The following is a 21,078-nucleotide window of genomic DNA, read 5'->3' as shown; positions in this document are numbered from 1 at the left end:
GGAAAATCGATAGGTGGCACCGACATACCCGATGATACCCGATTCAGAGTGAGCTGTCGTTCAAATCTGCGTCTTCTGATGATCTCACCCTCCTGATTCGGAGTGAGTTATTTCCTAGAACGAGAGGATTGTCAGCAGCTCAAATGATCAGCGGGGTTCAGATAACCCCCCTCGTTCGGAATGAGGTAGTACGAGTTGATCCATCAGCCAAGAATCGGGAATGCTATAGAGACCCCCCTGATTCGGAGTGAGGTGTTCACCGAACTAATGGACGATATTGATGCCAGCTTAATCAGGATGGATGTAGATTGGAGCTGGAAGGACACACCCCCCTGATTCGGAATGAGATCCCGTAAGACTGACCGTATGGGCGCGATCTTCCAACAACCAACTAGGCGGTTCTTAACTAGGACGAGTCATTCTCTCCAAACCGCAAGATAGCGTAGACTTCCAAGGATCAATTGTCTAGTTATAACCCTAGCTTTATTACCTAGTTGCTCTAAAAGCTCGCTAAGTAGAATACGGCACTAGTTAGAAGTATTCGTGAATACGCCTAACACTTGAAGTACAGCTATTCTATCCCTTGAATTGAAGCAGTAGACCATACGTCGAGGGCGTATACCCGACGAATCCATTACTGCAACCTTCTCATCGGGTGGAACCGTGGCCTCTAATCAGGTGGTATGGAGGGTATAATCTCATTCCGAACGAGGGGGGTGTGTCCTTCTACCCGTATCTTGTTGCAACCGCAGGGTCAGAACGAGGTGATCTTAGTCGTTCGTGTCTTTGCCAACCTTCGTCGAATATCCGTCCGACTCCATCCAAACGGTGAGACGACACTCTCGACAGCTCGAACCAGCTGTGTCTCATAGTACGATGGATCATACTGATTCGTGTCTTCGTGAGCGAGGGCGACACGCTCTCGTGACGCCTTCTCGTCGTCGACGACCACGTACTCGACATCTTGACCGGGATGGACAGCGAGATTCTGGTCGCGAGCACGCTCGAGTGCCGCCACGTTCTGGGTGTACTGCGTGTATGCCTCAACAGGCTTGGAGACACGGTTCCGTTCGACGAGTCGGTCAAAATCGACATCTCCAGCGTGAAGTTCCGAAATCGCCCGTTCCAAGCGACTGATAACCGCGTCTGGAGATTGCGTTTGACCGAGGATCTCGAGACAGTCGCGCTGGACGTCTTCAATGAACTCGGGTGTCGATCGTTGCCGGGCTTCGATGCCGCGTATCTTGAACTCATCCTCGTCCGCGATCTTCCCGAAGTACTTCGTCAGCGCGCCGGCGTCGCTCTCGCGCTGGGGAACGAACGCCACCCACTCGTACTCGGCTTCATATTCGAGACGGATCTCGACGGTGTCCGTGATCTCAGCGGCCAACGTCTAACGAACGGCGTCACCCTACGAGAGGAGATGGGGGTACCAGAGGACACCATTGTCTTCGCGGATAGTGGCGGATTCGATTTCGCCAATGAAGAATTGGACACTACCCCGGAAGATACTCTGGAGACCCAGTACCAACTGAAAGCCGACATCTACGGAACAGTCGACATACCGATCGCCCGTGAGAACCGGGCCGCAGAAAACCAGCGACGAATTGATCAGAGTACCCAGTTTGCGTTGGAAGCGAGCGACCATCATGACTGCGACGCTCATCTTCTGGCGAGTGTTCACGGGTATGACCCGGAAACCATACGTAACAATATTCAGTACCTCGAAAAACACGGTGAATTCGATGGCTATGCGCTTGGCAGTCTAGTTCCAATCCGAACAGATTACAAAAAGGTCACAAAACTAGTTATTGCAGCACGACAGGCCACTGACAAACACCTACACGTCTATGGGTTAGGGGGTCTCGTGTATCAACCGCTTTTGCTGTACCTCGGTGTGGATAGCTTCGACTCGTCAGCATTCATTAGAAGTGCTGGTAATAGGAACTACCTGATTCCAGGATTCGGCGGTGAAGAGTTACGAAATATCGAGGATATGGATATGCTGCCTTGTCCATGTCCGGTATGCGGACAGCGAAAATTGGATGATATCAGAGAAGATCGAACCGCTCTCACGCAGCACAACCTCTGGGCGCTCGCAACTGAACTTCGCCGGTTCCGCTACATTGCGGAATCGGATCGCAATGTCGAGCACTATCTCGATCTCCGCTTCCAAGGGAACGAGGTAACTCAACGGGCGTACGAAACCGCGAAGCAGCAGGTTCGGAGGCTCACATGACCGACGAACGCGCCACTGTCCGTCCAGTCACACTCGGTCGACTTGTCGAGTTGACGTACCTCTGTGAAGAGGAGAACATCCCGACAGAAGAGATCGAACAAGCGCTCGATGTGTCACACCGTCGCGCTCGCGAGACTATCATAGAGGCGAAGCGTATCAGTTTGTTACAAGAGGATGACCCTGATGACGATTTGCTCTATTCCACCACTAGCATCGGCGAGTCGTTCCTAGAGGCGGTACGCGCCGAAGACTGGCCTCAGGTAAGCAATATCCTTGCGACGAGAAGCCCCCACTACGGCACATTTCTGGACGCGCTGGAAGAGGTGGAACCAGCTGACTTAGAAACAGTGTTGGACGGTCTCAAGGAGAACCAGCAGTTCACTCCCTATTCGTACAATCAGACCAGTATCGAAGTTCTCGGTGACTGGGCCGAGCGATTAGGCCAAGTTCAGCGAAACGCCTTCACTGGGAGCTACTATTTATCCTCACAAACCGACGTTTCGAGCAACTTCGCCTACGTACTACTCAGCGCATACGACGATTTGGAGCAAACTGCAGGGGTAAATCTTCGGCAGCGATACCTATCGATTCCCCGTCTCCGTGAGGAGATCTGTGAGCGAACGCGATGCTCTCGAAGCGCGTTCGACCGCGCACTAGTGGCGCTTTGCCAGCAGAACGTGGGAAAGCTCGAACTGTCGGGAGCTCCGATGGATACAGCAGCTAAGGATTCTGCGCTCGGGATTAAACGAATTGAGTTGGCCGGCGGCGGTGAGTTGGTCTCGACGTCCCAATCGAGCCAGCAAGTGATGGTCGGTGTGGAATCGTTCGATAAGCAATACTACTACCTCGCAGTTCACGACCGCGACGTCACCTTCGACCAGGAGGATACCTAATGTCCGACGCATTCACCATCACCGATGAGCAGCGCGACTACTCACAGTACAACCTCGAAGCAAATCCATTCCCATACAGCCCTGTTCCAGCGGAGAACCCGGAGATTTTCTGCGGGCAACAGCATGTTACCGAATCGATCAGTTCGACTGTCTCATCGATGCTTTCCACTGGGAAGTCCAAGCATCTCGTAGTCACAGGGAAGTATGGCAATGGAAAGTCCCATACTCTCAAATACACCCGATCTCTGCTACGAGACCGCGAAGACGTGGTTGTCGGTTACGTCGCCCAGCCGGGGGAGGGCTTCCTAGATATCTATCACGAGTTCGTTTACGATATCGGTTTCAACCGTCTCCAGAACTTGGCGTACGAGTATCTGGCATCGATTACGCGCGAGATCACTGACGCTAATCCGATGGCCCCCGCAGCCATGCGGTCGCTCATTGATAACGGGGATGTACTCCTCTCCGAAATCGTGCCAGAGGCGATTCGGCAGTTGAGCGACGTCACGAAGTTTGCCGACTTCGCTCGTGCAATCGTCCACATGGTGTACGAGGACACTAACCTCTACGCTTGGCAGTGGCTCACAGCAGAGGGGATTAGATATGAACAACGCAAAGAGATGGAGATCCACAGCGCACTCGATGACGACACAATGGGTGTACGAGCCTTCACTGCACTCAAGAACATGCTGCTTGATCTCGGCTACACAGGCGTGTTCGTCTTCGTCGACGAGTTTGAGAGTATTGCTCGCCTTTCGCCGAAGAATGAGCAGGCCACACTCAACAGCATCCGCCACCTAATGGATCAAAATAGTTCAGGTCTGTGTATGCTGTTCGGGTGCGCCCCAGAGGTCTGGCAGGACGTGATGAGTGAATACCATGCGTTCAGCGAACGTATCGGCCAGGAGGTAGCGCTTCGACCGTTGACTAGTGAGCATCTCTATGAACTGGTAGAAGGGTACCTGAATCGTGAGCGGACGAGCAATCCTACTGACGATACGGTACGGCCGTTCACTGAAGAGAGTCTTGATCAAGTACTACAGCGTTCACAGGGAAACATCAGACAAGTACTCTCCGTGTGTAGCAGGATATTGGACTCGGCAGTAGACGAAAATCAACCGGATATTACAGCGGAGTTTGTCCAAGAGATATTGTGATCTCGTAGGAGATTCGCACTCTGAACCCCACTATCCGATGGTTTTTCGCGCCCCCCTAAGGGCGGAGGCGATTTTCAGTGGAACTACCATTCAGAGTTATTCGCCAAAACGGAACGGAGCACCGAATCGTAGGGATCAACCGGAATGACTGGCAGGGCATCGACGATCCATGTCCAAACTGTGGTCATCACGAATTCGACCATTTCACTGTTTCTGGTGGCCACTATGGACCTCGCGGAACTGCTATTATCGAACGAACTGATTTCTGGGACTCAAAGCGCCGACTCTTTACCAGATGTTGAGAGTGCGGTGAAATCCTCTACAAACACCCAGCCTTCGACCTGCTCTTCGAATTCGAAGGGAATGAAGACGCACTAATTGACTTGGAATAAATCGAAATAAACCCATCTTGACTCACTGTTTGGCATCATCTTGGGGAGGTAGGGTTGCATAAGATTGAAGCCTGCTGGCCTTCATGTTTTATGTACGAAATGCAGGTATGAGTTCCACATCAGACACACAAAATATACGGCAGGGCCTTTCGTCCCGTGAGAGCCGACTCCTCTCGCATCTCGCCGCGGAGGGCCACCAAATAATCTCGATCGACGATGTCGAGGCGACCCTCGAGGTCGCGCCTAATACCGCCCGCGAGATCGCCTCCCGCCTCACCGAGAAAGGGTGGCTGGATCGGCTGCTCCCCGGCCGATATCTCATCATCCCACTCGCTGCTGGGGAGGAGGCCGTGTATACGACCCACGAGTATCTCATCGCCTCGCACGTCGCTGAGCCGATGTACATCGGCTACTACAGCGCCCTCAGCCATCACGGGCTGACCGAACAGGTTCCCCAAACCGTGTACGTCGTCACCCCGACGCGAGCCCAGAGTCGCGAGATTCACGGCGTCCCCTATCGCGTCGCGACGGTCACGGAACGGAAGTTCTTCGGCTACGAGCCGACGTCCATTGAGGGAACCGCCGTGAACGTCACCGACCTGGAGAAGACGCTCGTAGACTGTGCTGACCATCCTGAGTACTGTGGTGGTATCCGGGAACTCGCAAAGGCGATGGTCGCCGCGGACGACCAGGACTGTTCGTGGGCGACCGTCGGTGAGTACCTCAAGCGACTCGACAATGGCGCGGCAACCAAGCGAATCGTCTACTTGGCCGACCAGTTGGGTATCGACCTCCCGACGCGTGAGACGCTCGTCGCGTCGTTCACGAGCGGGTATTCGCTGCTCGACCCAACGCGGAGCGAGCAGGGATCCTACGACAGTGAGTATCGCCTCCGAATTAACGTCGACCCGGGCACGCTCGGTCCGACGGAGTCCTGATTCTAATGATCAGTCAAAATCGACTCCGTGTCCTTGCCCGTGAGCTAGGTGTCCGCCAGGGCTATGCTGAGAAGAACTACGTCAATTCTTGGATTCTCTGGGGTGTCTTCACGAGTGGCTTTGGCGAGAACCTCATGTTCAAAGGTGGAACGGCGCTGAGCAAACTGTACTTCCCCCAGTCGTGGCGATTCTCAGAGGATCTCGATTTCGGCGTCGAAGGCCAGTACAACGGATCAGAAGACGACCTCCGTGATGTCCTTGACACAGTTACCGAGCGCTCCGGGATTGAGTTCACCATCAGCGAGCACCATGAGTCCCGCCAGCAATATTATCCGACACACTACGTCGACATGAGCATCCAATATCGGGCGGTGCTTGACCATCCGAATACGACCAGTCTCGACGTGATGGTCGACGAGTACGTCGCATTCGACTCGGTTCACCATACGCACTCCTACGAGGATATCCCGGAGTTCGAACTGCAGGCGTATAGTGTCGAAGAGATCTTCGCGGAGAAACTTCGGGCGATCTTCCAACGGGGTGCTGCTAGAGACTACTACGATCTCTACCAGCTCTTAGAGACCGAATCTGTTGAGATTGAGTTCGAAGTTGTCCTGCCTGCCTTCGAAGCAAAGTGCGACCACGACGACCTTGACGTCGATCTCACCACGGGTCTGCCGGTTGACCAGCGCGAGGACATTCAGCGCCAGTGGGAAACCTCACTCCCAGACCTGACTGGTGATCCACCTCTGTTCGATACTGTTTGGAAAAGACTGGACGAGGCCGTCATTGACAAAGGAACGGAGTAGGTACGAATCCTCTCGCCTGCGGCACGTACTGGCCTGCACTATTAGGGGTATTCTGAAATCGGATACTATTCCAAGATAGCATCCTATCTATAGGAACCCTTCTATCTATACTACTTATGGTATTCTAGCAATTCAGGCTACCTTTGCTACTCATACTATTCTTGCTATTCAAGCTATTTTGGCGATTCGGGCTATTCATTGCCCTTAGTTATAAGAGGGGACAGAGCACTATTCCAGAATAGCATGGCGGGAACGAATAGCAGGAATAGCATAGATAGCACGAATAGCCCAAATAGCCCGTACGAATCTGTGGATACAGCGGGGAATTCTCGGGCTGTCTCCGTCTGTATGCTGAAGGGTGGCGTTGGCAAATCAACCATCGCAGTGAATCTCGCGCGTCAGCTTGCTACCCACGACCATGATGTCCTCCTCATCGACCTTGATCCGAATGGACACGCTTCAGTCGGTCTCGGGTTCGATGACCACTATCACAATACAGACGAGGGCATCGGTGAGGTCTTCTTCGACGAGGCAGACCCAACCTCAGTCGTTTACGATACCGGATATAAATTCGATATCCTTCCCTCGAGCGAGGATCTCGAGCAGGTCGAGCGAGAAATCGTCGTCGGTGACGTCTTCCAGCCGTCTGCTCTGTTGAAGCGTGAAGTCGTTGAGCCGCTACTGGGCGACGAATACGACTTCATCGTCACGGACTCGCCCGCATATCGCTCACGACTGACCGACAACGCTCTCGTCGCGACGTCTAATCTTGTGCTTCCACTAGCGCCCGGCAACGAGGCGATGTCCGGACTGGAACGCACTATCGAGCGCCAGATTGCTCCGCTGCGAAAGCATATGGACGTCGACGTCCTCGCACTCGTCCCGAATATGCTGGATGGGCGTATCGACCAGCAGACGCAGGACCGCCAGCTCCTCGAACGACTAAACTCCCACAACAGCTTGCAGGACCGTATTCCGAACTTCGCTCGAATCACGGATTGGGATGCTGTGGGCACCGGCGACATTAGTCCGACACCAGGTATCCGAGACCGAACGAGTATCACGAAAGCGTACGGTGAACGCAAACCGCTGCTGGACTACGACGCCAACTGTGATCAACTGAAGAATTTCGACGAACTCGCACACATCGTCGAGGCCGGTGAGGTGGTCCGGCATGGCTGACGACGGTGATCCGTTCGCAGATCTTAGTCAGACGCTGGATGACGATGCCGACGAGCAAGACGATACGAAGAGTGAACAGGAGCCGCGCGAGCCACCCGCCTCAGACACGACAACCGAACACGTCGACGAACCGGATGAGGGGGACGTCAAGGAACTGGACCCGATGACAGACACTGCCTTTTCATACGAGGCAGCCAATCAACGGCCGTTTTACGCACGCGAAGAGACTATCGAGAACTTCGATTCCTGGTTGAACTACGAATTAGAGCGCGAGCTCAGTACCCGCGGCTATCAGAATATCGTTGTCCGTGAGATGACTGACGCGTTGCTGCGCACGGTTGTAGAGGAAGACTTGGTTGACGAGGTGGCTGAACGATTCGAGCAAGAACGAAAGAATGCGATTTCAAAATAGCATGAATAGCATTCTATTTCCCTTTTAGGGAGGGGACAGAGGGATGCCAATCTCTCTCCTCGGTTGTGGACATCCCAGGGTCTGCTACTTCTGCGGAATTTCCAGTCGCTCGGCAACAAGTACGCCCACTTGGTCGTGAACGCGTTCGACCGCCGTCACCACGAATCCGGCGTCGGTGAGTTCGTCAACGAGCAGTCCGACGGTTGCTGCGTCAACCCCGTGGCCGAATAATGGCTCCTCGGGGTTGGGCGAGCCGAAGAACATTGCGTCGCCGAGAACGAACCGGCGTGGGCTGAGACTGGCAATGACCTCGATGGCCTCGCGTTTCTCCTCGTCGGGAAGGTGGTGCATGGCGAAGTTCGAGACGACGATGTCCACCTCACCGTCGTACTGCGGGTCGCGGAACTCGCCGTCGCCGAACTCCACGTTATCGATGCTGCCGTCGTCGGCCTTTGCGCGGGCCTTCTCCAGCATCCCCTCGCTGATGTCGCGCCCGACGACGTGCTCAGCGTTCTCGGCGAGCGCGAGTGCAATCAGGCCCGTGCCTGTACCGAGGTCGAGTACCACGTCGTCGGGACGTGGGTCGGCGTGGTCGATAACGAGCGAGGCGCACGCGTTGTACTCGTCGTTGTGTTGCTTGTCGTCGTAGTCTGTGGCCATCTGCGAGAAGCGATCGGCGAGTTCCTCATGCTTCTTCTTCATATCTACCACATCGACCCTTGGGGCGGTAAACGACTCGGATACGCGCTCGAATTCCGGTCTGCGAGCCGACCCCACTCGCGGAATACGCGTCGAACCTGTTCAGCTAAGAAACCGACGACTTCGCAGACGGTACAGAACTTGGTATAGTGGTATGTGATTTATGAAGTTGGATATGGCGGGATAACGGGCTGTACTTGCTGAATTTGGCCAATAGGCCCTTGTTGGCTACTGGTCGTGATTACTCCAATAATCACGACCACTTTGAAGTACCCCGCCGCCGTCGGTGAAGCACGAATGCTGCAACCGCCTCACGACGGCGCTTCCCCCGGGTAGCGCCACTGATACCGGGCTCGAGTTTGCTCTGGCTCTCCTCAGCTGAGGTCGAAGCGATGGGCGATGGAGCCCTTTCGGTATAGAACGAATGACCTCAACCTATATTAGGACAAGGCCCGAACGATGCTGTATGACCGAAGACGAATCGAACTCCGAGGGCCTGATGGAACGCCAGACCACGGGTGAAGACCGCGTGCGGATGACCGCCCGGCAGCTGTCGGAGCCGCGGACGGCCAACTGGATCGCTTCCGAAGCGGGCTGGTCACACGAGCCGACGAAACGCGTCCTCGAACGGCTCGTTGACGATGGCATCCTCCATCGCGACGACAGCGGGACTCACACCACATATTACCCTGATTACCGGCGTCAGGCGATGCAGGAGGCGATGCGTCTTCGAGACAGCGGGCACACTGTCGAGGAGCTCACGGACCGTCTCGCGGATATGAAAACCCAAATTCGGGACTGGAAGGGCGAATTCGACGTTGAGTCACCGAACCAGCTTCGCGGCACGCTTGTTGACGAGTCCCTCGACGCCGAGGAAGAAGACCGTCGCCGTGAGATTGCCCGCGAATGGGAGCATCTCCAGCGCCGCATCAAAATCGTCGGCTTCGCCATCCGCGAATGGGACTTCCTCGCCCCAAGAGAGCCAGCTGAGCCCAGCAGCTAATAGATGTGTTCTGCACCAACACGTTGACGTTGAGTCTATAGTAAGAATTTATGCGACCTCCGATACAAAGGTGTCAAGGTTAGAGCGTAGCATTGTGGAGGGCGGCGAAGGCTGTCAGCCACGATCTGGTGGAGTTGGCGGTGCTGTGGATGGGAAATCGGTGGTAGAAACGTCTGGTTCGGTATTTGAAGATCCCGAACCACGCTTCGATAAGCGACCGATTTCCCCACGTTTCACGCTCGTACTCGCAGTCTAAGAGTTCAAGCGGCCAGTCATACCACGGGCCGCGGTCGGCCCGCACCACCGGGCGACCGCGGCACCGTTCGAGAACATTCTTCAAAAACAGGAGCGCATCGAGGCTCGATCGACCGGGAGAGACCTCAACGGCAAGCACTTCGAGAGTGTCACAATCGACTGCCGCCCAGACGTAGTGCTCGGTGCCGTCGATCTCGATTTTCGTCTCATCGACGGCGACTTCTTGTCGATCCCGGCAGTCGGGCTCGAAGAGGTGCTTTAACCGATGAAACCACTGTCTGATTGCCTCATACGAGCGATCAACGAACGGTTCGATTCGCCGGTATGAGAGGCCAGCATGGTACAAAAACGCCGCGAGGACACGCCGCTCTGTCGGCGTGTCCTCGCGGGAAAATACTTCCTGCTGGCGAGCCTTCTCAACCATGCGGTCGAGCATTGCTCAACACCCAACTTACCCTTGCTCGGCCGCCTCCTTCACGCTAAGGTTGACACCCTTCTCCGATACACGTATAAGTTTTATATAGTAATGGTCCGTGTTACGGCATATGAACCGTGAGACGGAGCATCCCGATTCCTCAGGTGCATCTATTTCGCTTTCGATACCTCCATCAGACCCGGATTTATTCAAACACAAAGCAACGAGTGATGTCCTTCTATTTTTAACCAACCATCGGTTTAGTGACTTCTCACTGCGAGAACTCGCAACGCAGATTGGTCATTCACACCAGTCCGTCCGACGGGCAGTGAATGTTCTCAGTGCGAATGACTTGATCACCGAATCACCTCAAAGCAACCAGCGACTCGTACAGATCAACAGACAACGCCTCTCTATCCCAGATGACCCGATCCTCCGTATTCCCCAGCCGGAGTATCACCAGCCGGTCAAAACTGCTGTCACGAAGCTCCGGGAGATAATTAGTGACGTCGTCGGCATCATCTTGTATGGGAGTGTTGCCCGGGGTGATGCGGATCGACGGAGCGATATCGATCTCTGGGTGCTGACTCGGTCAGGGCGGGCGGAAAGCCAACGTGAAGCGAACACGATTGCACGCGACCTCGAAGACATGGAATTTGATGGTGACCGGTACGCCTACGATATCGACGTTGAGGCCGTCCAAGCGATTCCGGCCTACACCGATGATATTCGAGAAATCATCGTTTCAGGAATTCCGGTCTACAAGACGAGTGACTTCGAAACCGTCGAAAACCTGCTCTTGGAGGAGGGTGCTGGCGATGAGTAGCGGCTCGGACCCGGATTCTGTGCTCGCAGCACTTGAGCGTGCCCAAGATGCCTTCGAGATGGTTGGACGTGGTCGAACTGAATTCGAAGATGGGATTAGCGCCGATGCAGACTGGGAGACACAGCTGACGAAAGCGTGTAGACTACTCGAAGTCGTCGACACACTCCAAGTACAGGACGGATATTATACCGCTGTCATCGAGGTTTGTTTCGGGGCTATCGAGCGGTCGATTGAGGCGTATGCGCTCTCGATGACCAGCGATACGCTCCAAGAGTTCCAGAATCACCAGTTCGGCTACGACCGTGCGCATCAGATCGGGCTGTTTGAACGGGATACTGCAGAGGAGATGAAGGCTCTTTACAGCGAAAATCGGACGGAGAGCTATTACGGAGGAGGTCGTCCGACGGCAGAGCAAGCAGATGCGATGACTGAATTAGCAACTGCAGTCCACCAGTTCTCAGTTAGTCAAATCCGTGAAGGCGGAGTCTGCCTCTGTGATTAACTACAGACAGCAATCCTCGTGAGAACTATAATGGACCAAAACTCATCTACAAACCGAACGCAGTTGACTCCCCTCACCAATACGTTTGAACGATACCTCCAGGACAAGGGGAAAGGCCGTGGTGGGGACGGCGGGAACTATCGACGAAACGCCGGCCGCGAGCTTGAGCGGTTCGCCGAGTGGGCCGCCGGCGATCGCGGTGACGACGATTGGACCGGGATCGTTCCTGACGATGCCGATCGCGAACCTATCTTTGAGGACCTGAATGAACGGGTTTTCAGGGAGTACGCTCGGCATCTTGCTGGTGATCGTGGACTTAAGCAGAATACTGTACAAACCTATTATCGCTATATCTCTGCATGGTGTGGCTGGTGCGTCAACGAGGGGTACCTTGAAGCGCACTTCGCGCAGCGGGCGAGTGCGATGGCTCCCCTCCCCGAGGACGACGGCCGCAAGCCCGGTGACCAGCAGGCCTGGACATCCGAACAGCGCCACGCCCTCACTCGCTACGTCGACGAACGGGTCCGCGACGCCGTCGAGGCCTACACGACACTTCCGGAGGATACTGGCCCCCTTGACAAGCAGCGTGCGCGCTACGCGGCGCTGAAGGCGGCTCGTGACCGGGCTCTAGTGTTCGTTCTCGCGTACACTGCTGTCCGCGTTGGGGAACTCCTCCGGGATCCGAACGACCCGCGCCGGCGCGGCGTTCGCTGGGAGGATCTCTCCCTCGACGATGGGAGTATGGACGTCTACCGGAAGAAACAGCAGTGGGACGCCGCGAGTCTCCCCGATCCAGTGATTTCCCCGCTGCGAAGCTACCGCCAGCTGATGGATCCGCCGACGGAGCGGTGGCCGGTGTTTCCGACGTTCGACCAACGGACGCTCGCAGGCCTCGTTCAGGAGGAGCTAGCCGAACGAGGGGAACACCCAGAGGCAATTGCTGAGCGACGTGATGAGTACGCCCGTGACCTGCTGCTAGCGCTCGATGAGGATATCCGGCCGCCGTCGATCACGACGGACGGCGCACGGTCGATTCTCCAACGGCTCTCTAAGACCGCAGAGATCGATATCGACCATCCGAAACACGATTATCTCGCGCCGCACGGTGGTCGACGTGGGATGGGAGAGGTACTTGTCCGCGCGTTTGGGTACACTGTCGCTGCTCGGTACTTAGACAACTCTGAGGAGATGGTTCGTGAGCGCTATTCGCATATTGAAGCTGGTGAATTGGGTGATGTCGCGACGGAGGCTCTTGAAAACGTAGATAACGGAATCGGCTGATCCCCGAATACGCTGAGCAGGCGCAATACCACGGCCTTCAGGCCGTGGATACGCGCCGTCACTTGTGCTAACAGCCCGCCGTTCAAACGCTTTCCCCGAGTTTCCCACAGTGACGTTTAAGTGATAGGCCGGCCTACTGAGGAGTAGGAATCGGTCGGGACGGAGCGGATTCCGAACCGTCCTTCGGAGGTGGCCTGTCCACCCACGTAACGAGGTCGTTCGAAAATCACTGATTTTCGTGATCACGAGAGACGTCGTCTCTCGGACGACAGTATCCGAAAGGGCAGTCGGTGAACACACATGCTAGAAGCGTGTGCCCGTGCCGACTGCTCAAAGCAAACCAGACGATACCCCCAAGTCCGTTGACGCTTGCCGGCGTCCCCGTGGCCAAAACAACACAGGGACGCCGTACACGGTTGAGGATAGGGGTAACGGCGGCTTGGCACCGTCAGCAGTCCACCAGTCCGATACCGTGGGACTACCCGTGCCCGAAAGGGCTGGTAGTCCGATGATTGGACTGCAAACCTGGCACTCCCACCGCTCGGGATTCCTCCGCGTTTACGCGGAGGAGGATGTCAACAATTGGAGTGGCGTAAGTTGAAGTGAGGACGTAGTCGCACTCTCTACCAGCTCGCAAACGGCATCGCAGTGCCATCGAGGAACAAGCGGGCTGCCTTCTCTGCTACTCTACGTGGGACGTACCGTGGGTCTCCTCATAGCGGTCGGCATACCGACGCCAGCGTTCGAGGAGGTACTCCTCGGCTTCTTCCCACGACGTCACGTCGATGTCGAAGTCTTTGGTTTCCGCACTTTGCTCTCGGTAGTGGCGGTCGATGTGGATGCGCCCTTCGTCGTGTTCGGCGTTGTCCACCTTCGCCACCGTGACACGTTCACCGTCGGCTCGGCGGAAGAACAGAACGACAGCGAACGATTCAACGGTGTTGAAAGATGGGTCCACTCGAACGCCTATCTGGTAGGTTCTCTGTCTGTACTCCTGAATCTCGTAGGTATAATCGAATCCTGCCATAGTAGATAGTTGAGATGAGATGCTGGTAGAGTAGGTTTGTCCCTACTAACGTGTAACAGTTTCAGGTGCTTAAAGTTTTCGACACAACTGAATGGATAAAATTCGAGAACAGCCGTTAGTCGGCTTCTCAAGCACTACCGATATTCTTATCACCGTTGACCTCGTTACACAACAGTAAGGGAATACACTATGGCAGAAACAAAACCCCAGATAACCGACCAGCAGCGCCTCCGCCAACAGATGGCCCGGGCACTCGCAAAGGGTGGCATGGACGACGTCCACGTCGTCAGCCACGACACCGCAAACGCAGTCCTCACTGACCGGCGCCACGAAATCATCAACACCCTCAAGGAGAGCTCCCCGGAGTCAGTCCGCGCTCTCGCTCGACAGCTCGGCCGCGATAAGGCTGCCGTCAGCCGCGACCTCCGTGAGCTAGCAGAGCATAACATCATCACCTACGAGGAAGACGGCCGGGCGAAGCGCCCTATCCTCACGCAGGACCACGTCGTCATCGAGCCGATCGTCTAACCGACTACGGCTGCCGCAGTTCCAACCTCCTCTCAGAGTCGACACGCTCCGCGAGCCGGCCTTCTTCGCATCTCTACCACGCGCCCTCCCGCTATTTTCGTCTTCGGACTGATTCCCCCGGAAGTACGAACGGGAAACATCTACCTCCCCACGACTGCTAGCGGTTTCCATCTTCCACTGTCAATAGCAGAGCCGAGTTTCCAATCCTACCATTCAAATTCCAAGGACCGCTATACGTTGGTAAGGTCAGGTCGGAATGGAGCGGATTCCGAACCGTCCTTCGGAGGCGGTCTACCCGCCACTCAATAAGACAGTATCCGAAACGCCGACGCGGTGAACACGAATCCTCGAAGGGTTCGCCGTGTGCCCGTCGGCCTGAGCAAGCCCGACGATACCTCCGAGTCCGGCGACGTGTCAGCGACTCCCTGCTGGCAAAAACAACAGCTGGGAGTCACCGACACTGAGGATAGGAGTACCAGCCGCTTGGCACGGCTAGACAGCCACCGACCACGACGACTGGGTTAGATGTGAACTCCCGTAAAGTGGCGGCGTCCGTGGTTGCAAACCTGGCACTCCCACCGCTCGGGATTCCTCCGCCTTCAGGCGGAGGAGGATGTCAAACAGCAGGTCTTCTGCTAGCATTCGGGTCGATCAGAACAGCGTCGTACTCGTTCTGCAGTTGTTCTTCCTTCCAGAGGAGGTCGTGGAGGAGTTCAAACCGGGGGTAGTCTTCTCTGTCCATGCTCTCCATCTGTGCCTCGTAGGTGATCTTCTGCTCGAGATTGCTGGTAAAATCACCAAGCATGTCGTGACTTGGAACGATGTCTACACCCTCGCTGCTGGTCTCGATGAGATCTCCAAATTCACCCTTTGGCCGTTCGAGGATGTGTCGGCCGATGTTGTCGGCGTCTGGGTCGCTGCGATGTTCACCGACATCGAAGAGGATCGTTTGTGGGTCCAGGTCGATGACAAGCGTGTCTGGGCCCGCGCGTTGGAATGCAACTTCCCGCTGGCCGTGGATTGGTCGAGCGTTGTCGGATTCACGTTTCCTGGAGAGAGATTTTCTCTCCTCGAAGAAAGATAGATGGTCTCGGGCACACACCCCAGGTGTCGAGTGTAAATCCATACGAGAAGCAGGAGAGACAGGCTAATACTCGCGTTTTTGTTCTGGAGGAATAGGAAGAAGGAGCTAGCCGCTCCTTTTCTCTTTTACTTTGTTGCAGTACGGTTACTGTTTTACCGCTAATAAGTTATATCTTTCCCCTAGGATAGCCTGTTTTGGGAATTCCCACATCATCTGTAATCTGTTATTAATACTGTATAGCGTTGTAAGCGTCTTTACCTGGGTATTTTAGGGACTTACATTCGACACCTGGGGTGTGGGTGTCTCAGAACCGTGCCGTAATTACCGCCACACATGTCACGGTTTACACTCGACGGTCGACCCTCAATCTTCATCCGACGGATGGTGTGGCGTACTTTACTTAGTCCTGTCTATAGGGCGTAAAAGTCCTGATTTTCGGTGTTTACATTCGACACCTGGGGTGGACAGACCTGTGGATTTATATGCATTCAACCGGGTGTCGAGTGTATGGCCGATAACACCGGGTCGCAACAATCACTCAACGATATCTGGGCGAGTGAGGACGCCATCTTCGCCAGGAAAGAACTCCTTGACATCGACCATATTCCCGACGAAGATCGGATCATCGGCCGTGACGAAGAGATCGAAGACGTGGCCTCCAGTATCCACCCCGCAGTCCGTGGCAAATCCCCACGGAACACACTCATTTACGGGAAAACCGGGACTGGGAAATCACTCGTAGCGAAACACGTCACACAAAGCGCCAAGCAATTCGCTGAAACCAACGACACAGACATGGGGCGTGTCTACATCGACTGCACGCAATCCACAACGGAAACCCGCGTCGTCATCAATATCGCTCGAAACCTCAACAGCCCAGAAGCAACGAACATCTCGATCCCTGTTACCGGACTCTCAACCGACGTCTACTACCACCGACTCTGGGATATTCTCGACGAACTGTACGATGTAGCCGTTATTATCCTCGACGAGATTGACAAACTCAAGGACAGCGAGATACTGATGCAACTGTCACGCGCGGGGGAAGCTGGGAAAGTCGACTCCTGTAAAGTCGGCATCATCGCCATTAGTAACAAGATCTCGTTCAAAGATACGCTCGATGAACGCGTGCTCAGTAGTCTGCAAGACCGGGAATTCGTATTCCCACCGTACGACGCCAACCAACTTCGAAATATCATGCATAACCGGTCTGACGCGTTCCATGATGGTGTTCTCACAGATGATGTGATCCCATTAAGTGCTGCATTTGCTGCGCAAGAACACGGTGATGCTCGGAAAGCGCTCGATATCCTTCGCAATGCGGGAGAGCTAGCCAAAGATGCTGGAGCGGACCAAGTCTTGGAGGAACACGTTCGAGATGCACGGGAGAAAGCGGACATCGATCGGTTCGCACAACTTCTCGAGGGGCAGCCACCGCAGATTAAAGCCACCGTGTACTCTCTTTCACTCCTCGCAGACAACAATCCTGACGACAGCGAATTTTCGACACGCCAGATATACGACGTGTACAAGCAACTTACGGCACTCTTAGATATGGATACACTCTCGCATCGGCGGATGGCTGACCGGCTCGGTGAACAAGTGTTCCTTGATATTCTCGGCCGGTCTGAACGCGTCGGTCGTGGCCGCGGGCAAGGTGTTACACATTACTACTTCCTGATGGAAGATCCTGAGGTCGTTAAGCAAGTTATTCACCAGGATGACCGATTTGCTGACGTTAATAACGTAAACATTTAACGCGCTAGGAGCGGGCAACTGGTTTCATTCGACACCTGGTGTGTCCTGTCGTACTCTGTAACATTGCCAGCTACGCAGAGTTTTTGATGCTGTCGTACATGCGTCAGACGTGGCGTTATGCGGCATTTACATTCGACGGCCGGGGTGGTGGCACACCCACCTGCTCGCCCACAACGATGGTTCGCTCGTCAATGATGTGAGCTCTGCCTCGATGACGCACTTTACAGATACCGAATACATTCGCAACCGTCGGGAATACTCTCTTCCGGGCGTATCGTTCAGACCACGCGAGCCCGACGGCGGCTCTCGCTGTATGGAGGCATCTCAAAAGATAAGCTCACGCCCTATCTTAGAGCCCACCAACTTCGTCGGCGAATTCTACGTAAACCTGGTCAAGAAGCTCTCAAAGAGGCCGTTCGATCTATACTCTGACTTACCAACAACGTGCTTCCCATGAGCGAATCGGCAATCTCCTACGCAAGAGCGTTCTACTTTTTCTTGTGGCATCGCCTATGAGTGGCCGGTGAAAATTTTCAGCCGGTGTTCTTCATGCCGGCGGCGATTCCTTTGACCGTCAGGCGGAGTGTGCGTTCTACCTGGTCGGTACGGTGACTTTGGTTGAGGAGGTTGATCTGGAGATAGTTGAGTGGGTCGACGTAGGGGTTGCGGCGGTCGAGGCTCTCGCGGAGCCATGGGCGGTCGACGAGGTCGTCGCGCTGAGTGATGTCGAGGACGTGGCCGTTCGCGGTTTCGTACTCAGCCTGGATGCGTGGGAAGAAATCCTCGCGGAGGTTGTCTTCGGCGAGATTAGCGTATTTGCTGGCGATCTCCATCTCGGTGCGAGCGAGGCTGAGCGCGGCGTTATCGAGAGTGGTCTGGAAGACGGGCCACTCCTCGTACATCTCGCGGAGCACTTTGGGGTTGCCGCCCTGGTCGAGGTAGGTCTGGATGCCGGTGCCGAGGCCGTACCAGCCGGGTATAATACAGCGGGACTGGGTCCAGGAGAACACCCAGGGGATGGCGCGGAGGTCCTCGACGCTACGCTCGCCGCTTCGGGAAGCGGGGCGGGAGCCGAGGTTGAGCTGTTCGATGACAGTGATTGGGGTGGCTTGCTCGAAGTAGGAGACGAATCCCTCGGTTTCGAGGAGGTCACGATAGGCGCCGCGGGCGGCTTCGGCCATGGTGTCCATGGCATCCTCCCAGTGGTTGGGGAGGGGGTCATCTGGCTTGGTGACGGCGGCGTGCCGGGACCGGACCTGGGCGTTGAGCATCTGTTCAAGTTCGCGCTCGGCAACGCGCGGATTTCCATATGTTTCGGCGATGGCTTCGCCCTGTTGGGTGAACTTGACCTCGCCAGAGATGGTCTCTTTGGGGAGGGCGAGGAGGGCTTCGTTCATGGGGCCGCCACCACGGGAAATGGAGCCGCCGCGGCCGTGAAAGAAACGGAGACCGACCCCATAGTCGTCGGTGATCTGGGCGAGGCGGCGCTGGGCGCGGTCGAGTTCCCAGTTCGCGGCAAGGAAGCCGTTCTCCTTGTTGGAATCCGAGTACCCGAGCATGATCTCCTGGACGCCGTCGCGCGCTTGGAGGCTCTGGCCGTAGGCGTCGTTCTCGAAGAGGGTGCCCATGATGTGGCGGGCACCGGAGAGTGCGGATTCGGTCTCTAGGAGAGGGACGATATCGATGCCGGCGTGGTCGGGGAGGCTGGTGACGCCGGCCTGGTCGGCGAGGAAGAGGACCTCGAGGACGTGGCTGGGTTCCTCGGTCATGCTGATGGCGTACATGTCGATGGCCTCGGGGCCGTACTCGCGCTGCCAGTCCGCAAGGGCGTCGAAACGGTGCAACACGCGGCTCGCGTCGTCGTTGAGTCCCTCGGTGTCGGTGAGGTCGAGGACGGGTTGGTCCTGAAGGATGGCGTCCGTGAGGAACTCGACGCGTTCGTCCTCATTCATCCCGGTGTAGTCGATGTTCTTCTGCGAGAGGGCCTGTTCGAGGGCACCGGTGTGCATCTGCTGGTGGTCGCGAAGGTCGAGGGCGGCGAGGTGGAAGCCGAAGGTCTCGACCTGCCGGATGAGTGGGTCAACGTACTCCGTAGCGACGTCGTCGAGGCCGGCGTTCCGGAGTGCCTCGGTGAGGAGTTCGAGTTCGTCGTGGAAGGCCGCCGAATCCTCGTAGCCGCCGGGCTGGACGCCGTCGACGCGGGTAACGCGTTCGAGCATGACGGCGACCTTCTGGCGGAAGGGTTCGTCGGGGTAGCGTTCGTTCGTGCGTTCGACGACGCTAGGAACGGCGTGGGCGTCGGTTTGGAGGGATTCGGGGAGGCCGTTGACATTGACGCGGGTGGCGTCCTGGCTGAGGACGCCGGCGATGTCGGCGAGGGTTTCCTGATAGCGCTCGACGACGAGTCGGCGCTGGCGGTCAAGGGTCTTCTCGGTGACTTCGGGGGTGACGTAAGGGTTGCCGTCACGGTCACTACCGGCCCAAGAGCGGAAGTCAAGGACCTGGGGAACCTCGGGTGGGTCGTCGTACTCGGCCTCGAGTGCGTCTTCGAGTTCCTCGTAGACCTGGGGGACGACGTCAAAGATGACGTTGGCGAGATACCAGTGGACGTTTCGGGATTCGTCGAACGGTTCCGGCCGTCGTTCGCGGACCTGGCGGGTCGTCCACAGGCTCTCGACGAGGGCGTCGAGGCGCTTGAGTTTGGCCTCCCGTTCTTTGTCGGTGAGGCGGCGTTCGTCGAGCTCCTCAATAAGGTCGCTGACGCGCTGGAGGGTGGCCTTTACGGTCTTGCGACGTGCCTCGGTAGGGTGCGCGGTGAAAGTCGGTGTGACACGAACGTCCTCCAGGACGCGGGCGACGGCTTCGGATGTTGCGCCCTCGTCGGCGAGAGTTTCGACGGCCGCGCGGAGACTGTCCCCGAGGCGGCTCTCGTGTTCGCCGCGGCGGAGGGCCCGGACGCGTTCGCGTTCTTCGGCGAGATTGATGAGTTCGAAGTAGTTCGTGAACGCGCGGGCGATGTCTGTGTTGACGTCTTCCGAGTTCTGTCTGAGCGATCGTTCGAGTGGTCGTCGGTCCGGTGCGTCACCGTTGCGATAGTCGATGGCGGCGGTGCGGGCTGCCTCGACGGCTTCGAACGAGATATCCGATGCGTGGCTGGAAATGACATCTCCGAGAGTCTCACCGAGTTCGCGAACGTCCTGCCGCACGCTCCGACCATGTAACTCCATGTAGCCAACCCGTAATCCCATACTAATGACTGTTTGGTTGTGCCCCATGGTCGCGTTAAGTTAGAGGATGAGTCGGACGAGTTCTGAGTGTCTATGGCAGAAATCGACCGCCTCAGTGAGAGTATCGCGTGGATAGACTTGTCGTTTGTGGAGCGAGATCGGACTCCCGAGTGGGCCGCCAGCGACCGTGGTGACAACGACTGAACCGGCATCGTTCCCGACAACGAGGGTGTCATAGAAGGGTTCACATGGTTTGCTGAATCGGATCTGACGAATTGAAAGCGCCGTGTACTTGGTGCACGCTGTTCTTCGCTTGTCGTAGCTATGACGAAAGAAAAGTTCGGAGTCGCTCTTGACGAGGAAATCGTACGAGAAGTGGAGTGGTCGGTGAGATAGCCCGCTCCAAGGCCGATCTCCCCGAGAAATATCTGTCACCTATCGATGCGAATAG

17 protein-coding genes and 4 pseudogenes are annotated in these 21,078 nt (G+C 56.1%); 15 read left to right on the top strand and 6 right to left on the bottom strand.

Going from position 1 to position 21,078, the window contains the following annotated elements; all coding sequences use genetic code 11:
- Nucleotides 1-754: 754 nt before the first annotated feature.
- Nucleotides 755-1,393: pseudogene (locus tag LPA46_RS12140) on the bottom strand (DNA polymerase domain-containing protein); the annotation flags it as partial.
- 30 nt (nt 1,394-1,423) lie between these two features.
- Here LPA46_RS12140 and LPA46_RS12135 point away from each other — a divergent pair.
- The 7 genes from LPA46_RS12135 to LPA46_RS12105 all read left to right on the top strand — a co-directional run bounded on the left by LPA46_RS12135 (nt 1,424) and on the right by LPA46_RS12105 (nt 8,022).
- Nucleotides 1,424-2,239 carry a tRNA-guanine transglycosylase gene (locus LPA46_RS12135; protein ID WP_230892729.1) on the top strand — a complete coding sequence of 272 codons (816 nt, stop codon included), beginning with the start codon at nt 1,424-1,426 and terminating at the stop codon, nt 2,237-2,239.
- The gene (locus tag LPA46_RS12130; RefSeq protein ID WP_230892710.1) at nt 2,236-3,132 is read left to right on the top strand and encodes a hypothetical protein; all 897 of its coding nucleotides are present in this window, start codon (nt 2,236-2,238) and stop codon (nt 3,130-3,132) included. The genes LPA46_RS12135 and LPA46_RS12130 overlap by 4 nt, the downstream gene beginning before the upstream one ends.
- On the top strand, nt 3,132-4,289 hold the full coding sequence (locus LPA46_RS12125; protein WP_230892709.1) for a BREX system ATP-binding domain-containing protein: 1,158 nt from the start codon (nt 3,132-3,134) through the stop codon (nt 4,287-4,289). Before LPA46_RS12130 ends, LPA46_RS12125 begins: the two co-directional genes overlap by 1 nt.
- Before the next feature lie 499 nt (nt 4,290-4,788).
- Nucleotides 4,789-5,619, top strand: a complete 831-nt coding sequence (locus LPA46_RS12120) for a type IV toxin-antitoxin system AbiEi family antitoxin domain-containing protein (protein WP_230892708.1) — start codon at nt 4,789-4,791, stop codon at nt 5,617-5,619.
- Nucleotides 5,620-5,624: 5 nt separating this feature from the next.
- Nucleotides 5,625-6,428, top strand: a complete 804-nt coding sequence (locus LPA46_RS12115) for a nucleotidyl transferase AbiEii/AbiGii toxin family protein (protein WP_230892707.1) — start codon at nt 5,625-5,627, stop codon at nt 6,426-6,428.
- A 243-nt stretch (nt 6,429-6,671) separates the two neighbouring features.
- Entirely contained in the window at nt 6,672-7,610 is a 939-nt protein-coding gene (locus LPA46_RS12110) for a ParA family protein (RefSeq protein ID WP_269073681.1), read from the top strand.
- Nucleotides 7,603-8,022: a hypothetical protein gene (locus LPA46_RS12105; protein WP_230892705.1), complete on the top strand. Its 420-nt coding sequence runs from the start codon at nt 7,603-7,605 to the stop codon at nt 8,020-8,022. Before LPA46_RS12110 ends, LPA46_RS12105 begins: the two co-directional genes overlap by 8 nt.
- A gap of 84 nt (nt 8,023-8,106) precedes the next feature.
- On the opposite strand, the gene LPA46_RS12100 is transcribed toward LPA46_RS12105, so the two are convergent.
- Nucleotides 8,107-8,724 carry a class I SAM-dependent methyltransferase gene (locus LPA46_RS12100; protein ID WP_230892704.1) on the bottom strand — a complete coding sequence of 206 codons (618 nt, stop codon included), beginning with the start codon at nt 8,722-8,724 and terminating at the stop codon, nt 8,107-8,109.
- A gap of 421 nt (nt 8,725-9,145) precedes the next feature.
- Between LPA46_RS12100 and LPA46_RS12095 the strand changes: the two genes are divergently transcribed.
- Nucleotides 9,146-9,724 carry a DUF7342 family protein gene (locus LPA46_RS12095; protein ID WP_330166335.1) on the top strand — a complete coding sequence of 193 codons (579 nt, stop codon included), beginning with the start codon at nt 9,146-9,148 and terminating at the stop codon, nt 9,722-9,724.
- Nucleotides 9,725-9,803: 79 nt separating this feature from the next.
- Here the strand turns inward: LPA46_RS12095 and LPA46_RS12090 are convergent, their stop codons facing one another.
- A complete protein-coding gene (locus LPA46_RS12090) occupies nt 9,804-10,415 on the bottom strand; it encodes a DDE-type integrase/transposase/recombinase (RefSeq protein WP_230890383.1) in 612 nt (203 codons plus the stop codon).
- A gap of 109 nt (nt 10,416-10,524) precedes the next feature.
- On the opposite strand from LPA46_RS12090, the gene LPA46_RS12085 reads away from it, so the two are divergent.
- From LPA46_RS12085 to LPA46_RS12075, 3 genes are read left to right on the top strand one after another with little or no spacing between them, the layout of a single operon-like run.
- On the top strand, nt 10,525-11,220 hold the full coding sequence (locus tag LPA46_RS12085) for a nucleotidyltransferase domain-containing protein (RefSeq protein WP_230890382.1): 696 nt from the start codon (nt 10,525-10,527) through the stop codon (nt 11,218-11,220).
- Nucleotides 11,213-11,722, top strand: a complete 510-nt coding sequence (locus LPA46_RS12080) for a DNA-binding protein (RefSeq protein ID WP_230890381.1) — start codon at nt 11,213-11,215, stop codon at nt 11,720-11,722. The genes LPA46_RS12085 and LPA46_RS12080 overlap by 8 nt, the downstream gene beginning before the upstream one ends.
- A 30-nt stretch (nt 11,723-11,752) precedes the next feature.
- Complete coding sequence (locus tag LPA46_RS12075; RefSeq protein WP_230892703.1) at nt 11,753-13,003, top strand: phage integrase SAM-like domain-containing protein; 1,251 nt, start codon at nt 11,753-11,755, stop codon at nt 13,001-13,003.
- Between the two features lie 682 nt (nt 13,004-13,685).
- Here LPA46_RS12075 and LPA46_RS19225 read toward each other — a convergent pair.
- On the bottom strand, nt 13,686-14,030 hold the full coding sequence (locus LPA46_RS19225; RefSeq protein WP_442908247.1) for a DUF7718 family protein: 345 nt from the start codon (nt 14,028-14,030) through the stop codon (nt 13,686-13,688).
- A gap of 189 nt (nt 14,031-14,219) precedes the next feature.
- Here LPA46_RS19225 and LPA46_RS12065 point away from each other — a divergent pair, with 189 nt between their 5' ends.
- The gene (locus LPA46_RS12065) at nt 14,220-14,558 is read left to right on the top strand and encodes an HVO_A0114 family putative DNA-binding protein (protein ID WP_230892701.1); all 339 of its coding nucleotides are present in this window, start codon (nt 14,220-14,222) and stop codon (nt 14,556-14,558) included.
- A gap of 597 nt (nt 14,559-15,155) precedes the next feature.
- Here the strand turns inward: LPA46_RS12065 and LPA46_RS12060 are convergent.
- Nucleotides 15,156-15,579, bottom strand: a pseudogene (locus LPA46_RS12060) (ParA family protein); the annotation flags it as partial.
- A 570-nt stretch (nt 15,580-16,149) separates the two neighbouring features.
- On the opposite strand from LPA46_RS12060, the gene LPA46_RS12055 reads away from it, so the two are divergent.
- Together LPA46_RS12055 and LPA46_RS12050 are read left to right on the top strand one after the other, a co-directional pair.
- A complete protein-coding gene (locus LPA46_RS12055) occupies nt 16,150-17,400 on the top strand; it encodes a Cdc6/Cdc18 family protein (protein WP_230892699.1) in 1,251 nt (416 codons plus the stop codon).
- A 291-nt stretch (nt 17,401-17,691) separates the two neighbouring features.
- A pseudogene (locus LPA46_RS12050) lies at nt 17,692-17,832 on the top strand (IS1595 family transposase); the annotation flags it as partial.
- 101 nt (nt 17,833-17,933) lie between these two features.
- On the opposite strand, the gene ppc reads toward LPA46_RS12050, so the two are convergent.
- Nucleotides 17,934-20,627, bottom strand: a complete 2,694-nt coding sequence (gene ppc / locus LPA46_RS12045; protein ID WP_230892698.1) for a phosphoenolpyruvate carboxylase — start codon at nt 20,625-20,627, stop codon at nt 17,934-17,936.
- Nucleotides 20,628-20,720: 93 nt separating this feature from the next.
- Here ppc and LPA46_RS12040 point away from each other — a divergent pair.
- Nucleotides 20,721-20,801 (top strand): annotated as a pseudogene (locus tag LPA46_RS12040) (IS6 family transposase); the annotation flags it as partial.
- Nucleotides 20,802-21,078 lie beyond the last annotated feature (277 nt).

This window comes from Halobacterium sp. KA-6 (genome assembly GCF_021029015.1).
Classification (GTDB): Archaea; Halobacteriota; Halobacteria; order Halobacteriales; family Halobacteriaceae; genus Halobacterium.
Note: the sequence above shows the minus strand (reverse complement) of the source record. Positions and strands in the feature narration are given on the sequence as shown.